This window comes from Pseudomonas sp. NPDC086112 (assembly GCF_044746425.1).
Taxonomy (GTDB): Bacteria; Pseudomonadota; Gammaproteobacteria; order Pseudomonadales; family Pseudomonadaceae; genus Aquipseudomonas.
Map to the genome: position 1 here is coordinate 52601 of NZ_JBIVCD010000039.1, position 11462 is coordinate 64062.

At 60.3% G+C, this 11462-nt stretch carries 13 protein-coding genes; 6 read left to right on the forward strand and 7 right to left on the reverse strand.

Annotated features, from left to right (window positions below; translation table 11 throughout):
• The first annotated feature begins 114 nt into the window (after positions 1–114).
• The 3 genes from pcsA to ACIPLA_RS22865 all read left to right on the forward strand — a co-directional run bounded on the left by pcsA (position 115) and on the right by ACIPLA_RS22865 (position 2486).
• Positions 115–837 carry a phosphatidylcholine synthase gene (pcsA, locus tag ACIPLA_RS22855; RefSeq protein WP_032830527.1) on the forward strand — a complete coding sequence of 241 codons (723 nt, stop codon included), beginning with the start codon at positions 115–117 and terminating at the stop codon, positions 835–837.
• Positions 838–848: 11 nt separating this feature from the next.
• Entirely contained in the window at positions 849–1235 is a 387-nt protein-coding gene (locus ACIPLA_RS22860; protein ID WP_095053438.1) for a DUF488 domain-containing protein, read from the forward strand.
• 324 nt (positions 1236–1559) lie between these two features.
• On the forward strand, positions 1560–2486 hold the full coding sequence (locus ACIPLA_RS22865; protein WP_218396655.1) for a universal stress protein: 927 nt from the start codon (positions 1560–1562) through the stop codon (positions 2484–2486).
• A gap of 145 nt (positions 2487–2631) precedes the next feature.
• On the opposite strand, the gene ACIPLA_RS22870 is transcribed toward ACIPLA_RS22865, so the two are convergent.
• The 5 genes from ACIPLA_RS22870 to ACIPLA_RS22890 form a co-directional block, all read right to left on the reverse strand.
• A complete protein-coding gene (locus ACIPLA_RS22870) occupies positions 2632–3444 on the reverse strand; it encodes a class I SAM-dependent methyltransferase (protein ID WP_401176179.1) in 813 nt (270 codons plus the stop codon).
• Between the two features lie 36 nt (positions 3445–3480).
• Positions 3481–3753 (reverse strand): DUF4242 domain-containing protein, encoded by a 273-nt coding sequence (locus ACIPLA_RS22875; RefSeq protein WP_401176182.1) that lies wholly within the window; start codon positions 3751–3753, stop codon positions 3481–3483.
• A gap of 188 nt (positions 3754–3941) precedes the next feature.
• On the reverse strand, positions 3942–5153 hold the full coding sequence (locus ACIPLA_RS22880) for a cytochrome c biogenesis protein DipZ (RefSeq protein ID WP_401176185.1): 1212 nt from the start codon (positions 5151–5153) through the stop codon (positions 3942–3944).
• A 170-nt stretch (positions 5154–5323) separates the two neighbouring features.
• On the reverse strand, positions 5324–5545 hold the full coding sequence (locus ACIPLA_RS22885) for a hypothetical protein (RefSeq protein WP_401176188.1): 222 nt from the start codon (positions 5543–5545) through the stop codon (positions 5324–5326).
• Between the two features lie 48 nt (positions 5546–5593).
• Positions 5594–5857 carry a DUF2790 domain-containing protein gene (locus ACIPLA_RS22890; RefSeq protein WP_218396664.1) on the reverse strand — a complete coding sequence of 88 codons (264 nt, stop codon included), beginning with the start codon at positions 5855–5857 and terminating at the stop codon, positions 5594–5596.
• Between the two features lie 305 nt (positions 5858–6162).
• Between ACIPLA_RS22890 and ACIPLA_RS22895 the strand changes: the two genes are divergently transcribed.
• Positions 6163–6903, forward strand: coding sequence for a response regulator (locus tag ACIPLA_RS22895; protein ID WP_007896007.1), 741 nt, complete (start codon positions 6163–6165; stop codon positions 6901–6903).
• Positions 6900–8210, forward strand: coding sequence for an ATP-binding protein (locus ACIPLA_RS22900; RefSeq protein WP_401176192.1), 1311 nt, complete (start codon positions 6900–6902; stop codon positions 8208–8210). The genes ACIPLA_RS22895 and ACIPLA_RS22900 overlap by 4 nt, the downstream gene beginning before the upstream one ends.
• Positions 8211–8319: 109 nt before the next feature.
• On the opposite strand, the gene ACIPLA_RS22905 is transcribed toward ACIPLA_RS22900, so the two are convergent.
• Together ACIPLA_RS22905 and ACIPLA_RS22910 are read right to left on the reverse strand one after the other, a co-directional pair.
• A complete protein-coding gene (locus ACIPLA_RS22905) occupies positions 8320–9084 on the reverse strand; it encodes a DUF2063 domain-containing protein (protein ID WP_401176194.1) in 765 nt (254 codons plus the stop codon).
• Positions 9077–9916 (reverse strand): DUF692 domain-containing protein, encoded by an 840-nt coding sequence (locus ACIPLA_RS22910; protein ID WP_401176197.1) that lies wholly within the window; start codon positions 9914–9916, stop codon positions 9077–9079. The genes ACIPLA_RS22905 and ACIPLA_RS22910 overlap by 8 nt, the downstream gene beginning before the upstream one ends.
• A 297-nt stretch (positions 9917–10213) precedes the next feature.
• Here ACIPLA_RS22910 and ACIPLA_RS22915 point away from each other — a divergent pair, with 297 nt between their 5' ends.
• Positions 10214–11260 carry a class I SAM-dependent methyltransferase gene (locus ACIPLA_RS22915; protein ID WP_032830528.1) on the forward strand — a complete coding sequence of 349 codons (1047 nt, stop codon included), beginning with the start codon at positions 10214–10216 and terminating at the stop codon, positions 11258–11260.
• Positions 11261–11462: the final 202 nt, after the last annotated feature.

Consider the following 11462-nt stretch of genomic DNA (forward strand, 5'->3'; position numbering starts at 1 on the left):
TTGGTGAACCTTATCCCTGCAAATCCGGTCGATACCTGCAACCCGACCCGGTTTGCCGACGCCCTAAACAACAGGGTGATCATTGGCTTGCTTCACTTTCTGGAGAACGCCCCCGTGATATCCACCGTACACATTGCCAGGCTAAAAGCATGGGGCGCCCATGGTTTTACCGCCACTGGCGTGGTCACAGCCTTCCTCGCGACCCTCGCCTTGCTGGAGAACCAGCCGACCAATTGCCTGCTGTGGCTGGGCGTGGCGCTGATCGTCGACGGTCTGGACGGCGCGCTGGCACGCAAGGTGAATGTGCAGTCGGTGCTGCCAAGTTTCGACGGTTCGATCCTCGACCTGGTGATCGACTATCTGACGTATGTATTTATCCCGGCCCTGTTCATCTACCGTTACATCCCGTTGCCGGACTACACCCTGCTGCTGACCGTGTCGCTGATTCTGGTGTCGTCGCTGTTTTGCTTCTGCAACGTCAACATGAAGAGCAAAGACAACTACTTCCAGGGCTTTCCCGCCGCGTGGAACGTGGTTGCGCTATGCCTGTACATCATCGATCCATCGCCGTGGATCACCCTGCTCACCGTCATCGGCCTGGCGCTGTTGACCGTGACCCGAATGAAATTCCTGCACCCGTTCCGCGTGCGCCGGTTCATGCCGATCAACATTGCCGTGACGGCCATCTGGCTGCTGTGCAGCTTGTCGCTGGTGGTCAACCACCCGGTCATCAATCCGCTGGTGATGGGTTTGTGGCTGCTGATGTCGGCCTACTTCCTGGGGATCTGCTTCTGGCGCACGGCGCTGGAGTGGTTCGACAGCTCGCGGCTCAAATAGGCACTGCGATCATGCCCATCCACATCGTCCAACTCGGCTCACCCCGCACCGCGAATGAAGGGCTGCGCCTGGGCACGGTACGCCGCCCGCCCCGTGGTGTACCGAAGGCCGAATTTGCCAGCCGGGATTTTTACGACGTGTGGCAACCGCTGCTGTCCCCCAGCCCCGAATTGGTGGCTGAAGCCAAAGCGGCGGAAGATGCCAAGGCCTGGGGCGCCTTCAAGCGCAAGTTCAAGGCCGAGATGAACCATCCCGCGCCCAGTCAACTGCTCGACCTGCTGGCCGCCCTCTCCCATCAAACGTCGCTGGCGGTAGGGTGTTATTGCGAGGACGAGGCTCACTGCCACCGTTCCGTGTTACGGGAGTTGCTGGAGGCACGGGGCGCGAAGGTTGTTTAGATAAAGAAAACCCCACAAATCCCTGTGGGAGCGGGCTTGCTCGCGAAGGCGGAATGTCAGGCGACATCTCTATCGACTGAACGGCCATCTTCGCGAGCAAGCCCGCTCCCACATTAGAACTTCGGCGTGACACCCATCGCCTGCACACCGCGGATCCCTTTCATCATCCTGTCCCGCTGATGCGCTTGCGGACGAGATTTTGATCATGGTCAATACTTAGAGGATTGAATGGCTATCGAATGACCACACGTCGGGCGCACAGGCGCTTCCCCATCGCAATCCAGGGGGCCCGTCGTCTGCTCGTTTACCCACGGGAGGTTTGTCATGTCTGGTCAAGCTCGTTTCATGCTGGTCGCCTCGCCCCTGATGGAACACAGCCCTGCCTTCGACCGGGCCGCAGCGCTGGCCAAAGCCGAAGATGCGGCCCTGCATATCGTGGCCTTCGACTATCTGGAGGGTCTGGCGACCGCCGGCTTGGTCAACGAAAAGGCTCTGGAGCAGATGCGTCTGGGCTATGTCGAGCGTCACCGCCAGTGGCTTGAGGAACAGGCTCGCCCCTTGCGCAAGATCGGAGTGCACGTCACCACGGAGGTGACTTGGGTCGAAAATCCGCTGGAGGAAATCCTGACGCACCTCAAAGAGCAGCCGATGGACGTGCTGATCAAGGCGCTGGAGCACCAATCACGGCTGTCGCGGCTGGTTTTTACCCCTCTCGACGTGCATTTGCTGCGCGAATGCCCGGTGCCGCTGCACTTCGTCAGCCATGCCAAGCATGCGTTGCCGCGCAAGATCGTTGCAGCGGTGGACCCCTTCCATCGTGATGATCACTACAAAAGCTTCAATGACCGGATTCTGCACGAAGCGTCAAAACTCGCGAGCGCCTGCAATGCCGAGCTCGACGTGGTCTACGCCTATGACCTTTCGTCGATCAGCTCGGACGAGTTCAGCTTCGAGAACGGTTCGGCTTTTTTCGCCTCGGACAAGGCCAAGACCCTGTTCGACTTCCAGGAGGATGCCTTCAACGAATTGGCCGCGCGCAACGGCATCGCGCCGGAGCAACGGCACATGCTCATGGGCAGCCCGACCAAGGTGCTGACTCGCTACGCCGATACCTATGACGTCGACGTGATTGTCATGGGCCGGGTCGGTCATCGCGGCATGGGCCGGTTGATCGGCAGCACCGTGGAACATCTGCTGTATAAAATGCCGTGCAGTGTGTGGGTGGTGTACACCGAGAGGCTGGATGAGTGATCGGCCTGGTCAGGTAGTCAATTCTGCACATACCCCTGTGGGAGCGGGCTTGCTCGCGAAGAGGACCTTACATTCAACAGTGATGTTGACTGAATGTCCGCCTTCGCGAGCAAGCCCGCTCCCACAGGGGATTTGTGTTGTCGTTTCAACGCCGTGTAATCACCACCTCCAGGTATTCACTGGGCACCACCAGCGACCGCTCTCCCGCCCGGTTCAGGCGATTCAGCAGTTCAGTCATGTCGTTTTCCAGGGCCGCGCCCTCTTCGGGTGGCAGGGTCGCAAAGGCCTTGTGAACCGGGCCATACCAGGTGCGGAAGGTGTCGATAAAGTGCGCGGCCGAGCGATAGCGGAAGTTGAACAACCGCCGTGTCACCTGGAGCTGAAAGTCGCGCTGATCGAACTGCGAGTGCAACCAGGCTTCGGTGCCCCAGTTCGAAGGGGGTTGCGCTCCTGGCGGTGGCGGCAGGTGGCGGCCCAGGGTCTTGAACATCTGGCCGATGAAGCCTTCAGGCGTCCAGTTGGCAAGGCCGATCCGCCCTCCATGACGGCACACCCGCGCCAGTTCCGCTGCGGCCTTGGGCTGATCCGGCGTAAACATCACACCAAAGGTCGAAAGCACGGCATCGAAACTGGCGTCCTCGAACGGCAAGTCCTCGGCATCGGCCACCTGAAAGGTCACGTCCAGGTGTTCCGCCCGTGCGCGGTCTTCGCCGCGTTCAAGCAACTTGGCCACGTAATCGGTGGACGTGACCTTGCAGCCCCGGCGCGCGGCGGCGAGCGTTGCATTACCGTTGCCGGCGGCGACGTCCAGCACCTGCTCATCACAGAGCAAGTCGCAGGCTTCGGCCAGTTGTTCGCCGACGATCTGTAAGGTGGTGCCGATCACGGCGTAGTCGCCGCTGGCCCACGAGGCCATTTGACGGTTTTTCAGGGCAGTGAGGTCAATGGGGGTACTCATGAAATCTGCTCCGTTGCGGGTTGGAACTCGTCCGGCTCACTCCGCCGTGGTGGGATCGATGATGTTCATGACCCGGGAAACGCTGTTGATGGGAAATTCACCTTTTTGGGCGTGCTCCCTGATCAGTCCCTCATTCGGCGCGATGTACACGCAGTAAATCTTGTCGCCAGTGATGTAACTCTCCAGCCACTGCACCTCTGGTCCCATCTCGCGCAACACATCGCAGGATTTTTGCGAGATCGCTTTGAGTTCCTGTGGCGGCAGTGCGCCGGCGCCCGGAAGCTCGCGTTCAATAATGTATTTAGGCATGGCAACGTCCTTTTCTTGAGGGTGATGACAGGGTCGGCAATGATCCCGTCGTCCACAAACTATCGCTCCCGGATACGCCGGCGTCCTGCCGATCGTCCGGAGAGTTCACCAAATATGGCATTCTCCGATACATGGTCGCCTATCTGTAACGCCGCATTAACAGATCGGCTTGCGTCGCCGAAAACGGGTTATGCAGCAGGCGTTTTGGCCTCTTCCAGCAGTTGCCGAATCATCTGTTCCTGAGTCTCGTACCGTCCCTCGCCAAAGTGGGTGTAACGCACCTGCCCCTGGGCGTCGATCAGGTAGTGAGCGGGCCAGTACTGGTTGTCGAAGGCGCGCCAGATCGCGTAGTTGTTGTCGATCGCCACCGGGTAGGTAATGCCGAGTTTTTTCACCTGCTCGCGGACGTTGTCGATGATGCGTTCGTAGCCGTATTCCGGGGTGTGTACGCCGATCACCACCAGGCCGTCCTTCTCGTATTTCTTCGCCCAGTCCTTCACGTAGGGCAAGGTGTGCTGGCAGTTGATGCAGTCGTACGTCCAGAAGTCCACCAGCACCACTTTGCCGCGCAGTGAATCGTTGCTCAGCGTTGGCGAGTTGAGCCATTCGACCGCGCCAGAGAGTGACGGCATCGCGCCTTTGGCCGCGTCCTGGGTCGAGTCGGCCTTGACCTTGCTGACGAAGTAATCGACCACTTTCGGTACGGTTTCCAGCACGCGCTGTTCAACCGTGGTAACGCCTTCGGACGAGGTGCTGGCGAGCAACGTGTTGTCAGCGCCAGTGGAGATGACCGCTGCGGCAACCAACACCGCAGCCCCCGTGCCGCGACGCAGCCAACCGGTGAGCGGAATCGACGGTTTCAAGCGATTGACCAGGCCGCGACCGGCGAAGATCAAAGTGCCCAGGGACAACGCGCTGCCCAGGCCGTACGCCACCAGCAACAGACTGGTCTGAACGTTGGCGCCTTGCAGCATGGCGCCGGTGAGGATTACCCCGAGGATCGGCCCGGCACACGGCGCCCAGAGCAGACCGGTGGCGATGCCGATCATCACCGAGCCTAACGGGCCAGACATTTTGCGGGTGTTGGGATCAAGGCGATTGCCCAGCAGTACGAACGGGCGCGCCAGCCAGCCACCGATGCGAGCGGAGATCAGCGACAGGGCAAACAGCACCATCACGATCAGCGCCACATGGCGGCCGGTGTTGTTGGCTTGTATCACCCAATCGCTGCTGACCACAGCCAGGCTGGAGATCAGGGCGAAGGTCAGGGCCATGCCGCCGAGGGTGAGCAGGATCGAAGAACGCGTGCGTTTAACACCGGCAAACAAAAACGGCACGACCGGGAGGATGCAGGGGCTGAGGACGGTCAAAATACCGCCCAGGAATGCGATGAGGAACATGGGGATCACCTTGAGAATACGAAGGGCGATACACCGCAGTTCCAGTGTGGGAGCGGGCTTGCTCGCGAAGGCGCAGTGTCAGTCGACATCAATGTTGAATGTACTGGCCTCTTCGCGAGCAAGCCCGCTCCCACACTGGAACGGCGGAAATTGACAGAACTGTGCAGGCTTCAGGCCTCTAGCTGCTGGCCCTGTGGCGTCTGGCTGTAGCCGTTCTCTGCAACCAGTTGCCCTTGCGGTGTGCGGCTGGAACCATCCTCAGTCAGCAGCGGAGTCAGTTGGAAGCAGGTGCTGCTGCCACAGCCGCTCTGTTCTACCGTCGCGTTGGCATGGGCAGCGGCGCCGGCTACGGAGAAAACGATGGCGGTGAAAAAGCGGGTGATGTTGTTCATGATGTTCTTCCTGTTTCAAAGGGGATGGGCAATGGGTCGTCGAAGGATTCAGCTGCCTTCGTTGCAGCCGTCAGCGAATTTGCTGTAATCCAGTACCCGGGTTTTGCCTTGGGAATCCAGGTAGGTCATCCGGGCATTCACAATCCCGCAGGCGGGGGTCGCGTCCTGTTTCATCGACAGCACTTTCTGGATGTCCAGGTGCGTGCCATAGGTGTAGGTTTGAGGGGTTACATCGGCTTCGGCCCGGGCCGACAAGGTGCAGATGTTCAGGGCGGCAAACAGGCAGGCGGCGTACACGGCTTTGGTGTTCATGGTGATTTCCTCAAGGCTTCAATAGGTCAATCGTTGATTGAGCCGAGGCGGTTGGGTTTGCCTCGATGGAACCTATTTGAAACCCGTGAGGTATCCCGTCTGTGTCGAGAACAGGTGCGGGTAAATCGCCGTGTATCCGCGCCTGCTTGCGATACACAGCGATACAAAACCCCTGAAATCGGCTGTTTTTGCGTCCCCGTGTATCTGCTGATACGCCAGATACACTGCAATACAATCGACGGCAGGCGAGCGGGCCAAGGCTCGATAGACTGCGCGACAACTCCCATTCAAGAGGCTTGGTCACCATGGAACACGTCGATCACATTCTCATCGTGGACGATGACCGCGAGATCCGGGAACTGGTAGGCAACTACCTGAAAAAGAACGGCCTGCGCACCACCGTGGTGGCGGATGGGCGGCAGATGCGCTCGTTTCTGGAGTCCACGCCGGTGGATTTGATCGTGCTCGACATCATGATGCCGGGGGACGATGGCCTGGTCCTCTGCCGCGAACTTCGCGCCGGCAAACACAAGGCCACGCCGGTGCTGATGCTCACCGCTCGCAACGATGAAACCGACCGCATCATTGGCCTGGAAATGGGCGCCGACGATTACCTGGTCAAACCGTTCGCCGCTCGTGAATTGCTCGCCCGCATCAACGCCGTGCTACGACGCACGCGGATGCTGCCGCCGAACCTGGTGATCACCGAAAGCGGTCGCCTGCTGGCATTCGGTCGCTGGCGCCTGGACACCTCGGCCCGGCATCTGCTGGATGAGGACGGCACCATGGTCGCCCTCAGCGGTGCGGAATATCGTTTGCTGCGGGTGTTCCTCGATCATCCTCAACGGGTGCTCAATCGCGACCAGTTGCTTAACCTGACCCAGGGCCGCGATGCCGACCTGTTCGACCGTTCCATCGATTTGCTGGTGAGCCGCTTGCGTCAGCGTCTGCTGGACGACGCCCGGGAACCGGCCTACATCAAGACCGTGCGCAGTGAAGGTTATGTGTTCTCCCTGCCGGTGGAAGTGCTCGGTGCGCCGTCATGAACCTTGCGCTGCACTGGCCCCGCACGCTGGCTTCGCGGCTGTCGCTGATTTTCCTGGTCGGCCTGATCCTCGCCCAAGCGCTGTCCTTTGGCGCTCAGTACTACGAGCGTTACGAAAGTGCGAAAAACACCATGTTGGGCAACCTGGAAACCGATGTTTCGACCTCCCTGGCCATCCTCGACCGTTTGCCCGCCGACGAACGCCCGAACTGGCTACCGCGTCTGGAACGCGCCAACTACAACTATCTGTTGAATGAAGGCTCGCCGGGCACACCGATGGCGGCTCGCGATGTGTCGATTGCAGTGACCTCGATTCAGGACGCCATCGGCCATGATTACCCGCTGACCTTTACCGACATCCCCGGCCCGAAAAAACACTTCCAGGCCCACCTGAAACTGAAGGACGGCAGCCCTGTCACTATCGACGTGCGACCGTCGATGGTGCCGTTGTCGCCGTGGTTGCCGGCGGTATTGCTGGGGCAACTGGCGCTTATGATTATCTGCACCTGGCTGGCCGTGAGAATCGCCATTCGCCCGCTCACCCGCCTCGCCCAAGCGGTGGAAACCCTCGACCCCAACACCCACGCCGTGCACCTGGATGAAAAAGGCCCGACCGAAGTCGCCTACGCTGCGCGGGCCTTCAATGCGATGCAGGCGCGCATTGCGGCTTATCTCAAGGAACGCATGCAGTTGTTGGCGGCAATTTCCCACGACCTGCAAACCCCGATCACCCGCATGAAACTGCGCGCCGAGTTCATGGATGACTCCAGCGAGAAAGACAAACTGTGGAACGACCTCGGCGAGATGGAACACCTGGTGCGCGAAGGCGTGGCCTATGCCCGCAGCATTCATGGTGCCACCGAGGAAAGTCGCCGCACTGATCTGGATTCGTTCCTCGACAGCCTGGTATTCGACTATCAGGACATGGGCAAAGACGTGCAGCTCAACGGCAAAAGCGCAGCCGTGATCAACACCCGGCCGCATGCCTTGCGACGGGTGCTGGTGAACCTGATAGACAACGCGCTGAAATTCGCCGGCACCGCAGAGCTGTCGGTGGAAACACAGGCCGATGGCAGCTTGTCGGTGAAAGTGATGGACCGTGGGCCGGGGATTGCCGAAGGGCAATTGGCACAGGTGATGGAACCGTTCTACCGCGTGGAGAACTCGCGTAATCGCAGTACGGGAGGGACCGGGTTGGGGTTGGCGATTGCCCAGCAGTTGGCCATCGCGATTGGCGGGTCATTGAAATTGAGCAATCGCGAGGGCGGTGGGTTGTGTGCGGAGCTCAGGTTGCCGACACCTCACTAAACACCACGAATCCCTGTGGGAGCGGGCTTGCTCGCGAAGGCGTCGGGTCAGCCAGCATCAATGTTGAATGACACACCGCTTTCGCGAGCAAGCCCGCTCCCACATTGGATCAGTGGTGTTTGATCGTTCCCAGAACCCCTTCCCCGTGCATCTGCTGCAACAACGCCAACCCACTGTCCATGAATTCCGACGCCCCAACCATCCCCGCCTCCACCGCCAACCCTTCCAGCTGCGCCCGGCCATCGAGCCGAGGAAATTCCCCGATCCGCTGCAACAACCGCCACGCCAACGGGCTCAGTTCGGAAAACCGTACCCCCCAGTCCTCGCCCCGACGAACCAACAGCAATGTCGGCTGAACTGGCGGCGTGTCCGGCCGGTAATCTGGCCCCACCAACTGCACCGGCCAGGCATACGCCAATGGCCAGGCCAGCGGCGAAACCTGCAACGGTCGATCCAGCAGCAACCCGGCATCGCTGGCCGGCAATGGCTCGGCTTCGGATTGTTGCAGTGCCATCTCGACCCATTCGTAATGCGCCAGCTCAACCATGAATGGCGGCCACGGTCCATCGCTCAGCGCCAGCGGCTCAGAGGCCAGAAACTCGACAAACTCCTGGGCAATCTCGCCGAATTTTGGCGTGCGCGCGCGGTAGTCCCGCAAGAAGATCCGCACCAGAGAACGCCACTCACCGTCACCCAATATCTTCACCAGCACCGGAAAAGTCCCGCTGAGCAACGACGACAGATTCGAAAACACCAGGTCGCGATAAACCTGCACCCGTGCCACGTCCATCCCAGCGGGCGGCGCACAGTGGTCCGGGTCGCGCAGGTAGCGAGTCAATATGTCTTGCTGCTGATACAGCGTCGGCTTATCCACGGTTCACCCCCTCACCTTGCAGGCGGCGAATGATCTGCAATTCAGTCACCAACTCAGAGAACGCCGGAAAATTGAAATCCCGTTCCAGCAGCGTCGGTTGCACACCGAACCGCGCATACGCCTCGGCCAGCAGCGACCAGACCACCGGTTTGACCGAGGCGCCATGGGTGTCGATCTTCAGCGTGTCGGACTCATCAAAGTGCCCCGCCACATGCATGGCGACCACCCTCTGCGCGTCGACACCCGCCAGAAACGTCTGCGGATCGAAGCCGTGATTGATCGAGTTGACGTAGACATTGTTGACGTCCAGCAACAGGTCGCAATCGGCTTCGTGCAGCACCGCGTTGGTGAAGGTCAGTTCGTCCATGTCCTGTTGTGACGCGGCGTAGTAGGAGACGTTTTCCACCGCCAGGCGCCGACCGAGAATGTCCTGTGCCTGGCGAATTCGGGCGGCAACGTGATGCACCGCTTCTTCGGTAAACGGCAACGGCAGCAGATCGTAAAGATGCCCGTCATCGCTGCAGTAGCTCAGGTGTTCGCTGTACAGCGGCACTTTGTGGTGATCGAGGAAAACCCGCACTTGCTGCAGGAACCCGACGTCCAGCGGTGCCGGCCCGCCCAACGACAAGGACAAGCCGTGACAGGACAACGGATAGCGCTCGGCCAAGGCGCGAAATGTCGCGCCATGAGCGCCGCCGATGCCGATCCAGTTTTCCGGCGCGACTTCCAGAAAGTCGAAAGCGCCCGGCGGGGCCGCTTGAAGGTGCTTCATTAAACCGCGGCGTAAGCCTAGCCCGACGCTCGTCTTCGCGGATGTGAGGGGAGTGTGCATGGTGTCGATCTCATCCTGGGATCCGGTCTCCAGCGTCTGAAAACTCAGTGCCGGCCGGCAGGTCCAGTCAAGCGCCGCAGTGTGTCGGGCCTGTGTTCACCAACGCCGCTCTTCTCAGGCCACTGTATCGGACAGGCAGTCAGATACAGTGGGATACACGAACTAGACTTATTGATTACCCCCGCAGGGGGCCAGGACGCCGTTATCGTCCTGTTCATTCCCACGATCACCGCCCAAAGGTGCATGCCTCGACAAACAATGCCTCTGGACCCTGATCCTGCTGAAGGAGCACACATGATGGACGAGGCCAGACTCAATGATTTCATGGGCAAACTGGTGAACGACATGGGTGGCGCGGCGATGCTCGCCAACGTCATCCTCGGCGAAGAGCTCGGCCTGTACCGGGCCATGGCCGACAGTCAGCCAGTCACCCCCGAAGCACTCGCCGAAAAGACTGGCTGCAATACCCGCCTGCTGCGCGAATGGCTCAGCGCCCACGCCGCTTCCGGTTACATGGAACACCGCGACGGCCAGTTCCGCCTGCCCGAAGAGCAAGCCCTGGCGCTGGCGATCGAAGATTCACCGGTCTATGTGGCCGGCGGTATCGGCGTGGTTGCATCGTTTTTCCATGACAAGGACAAACTGGTCAATGCCATGCGCGGCAACGGCGCCCTGCCTTGGGGCGACCACCATCCGTGCATGTTCAGCGGCACGGAACGGTTCTTCCGCCCAGGGTACAAGGCGCATCTGGTCAGCGAATGGCTGCCGGCCCTTGATGGAGTGGTCGCCAAACTGGAGGCCGGCGCCAAGGTAGCGGACATCGGCTGCGGCCACGGCGCCTCGACCGTGATCATGGCCCAGGCGTTTCCGAATTCACGGTTCGTCGGTTTCGATTACCACGCGCCTTCGGTCACCGTCGCCACCCAGCGCGCCGAAGAAGGTGGCGTGTCCGGCCGGGCGCGGTTCTTCCAGGGCACCGCCAAAAGCTATCCGGGCGACGACTATGACCTGGTCTGCTATTTCGACTGCCTGCACGATATGGGTGACCCGGTCGGCGCTGCAAAGCACGCCTATGAATCGCTCAAACCCGACGGCTCGGTGCTACTGGTAGAGCCCTTCGCCAACGACACGCTCGACGCCAACACCACTCCGGTGGGACGACTGTTCTATGCCGCCTCGACTTTTATTTGCACACCCAACTCATTGTCCCAGGAAGTCGGCCTCGGGCTCGGCGCCCAGGCGGGTGAGGCACGGTTGCGCAAGGTCTTCACCGAGGCGGGATTCACCCAGTTCCGGCGGGCCACCGAAACGCCATTCAACCTGATACTGGAGGCGCGTAAATAAGGGCAGGCTGGTTTGCCCGGATGCAACTGACAAAACCGGATCCTGTGGGAGCGGGCTTGCTCGCGAAGGCGTAGTGCCAGGCGACATCGATGTTGACTGTACTGGCCCCTTCGCGATGTAGAAACGGATACATCCTTTACAATCGAGACCGGGGACATCCTTTACGTTTTTGTGGGTTTGAAAGGCGGTTTTCACCGCTTTT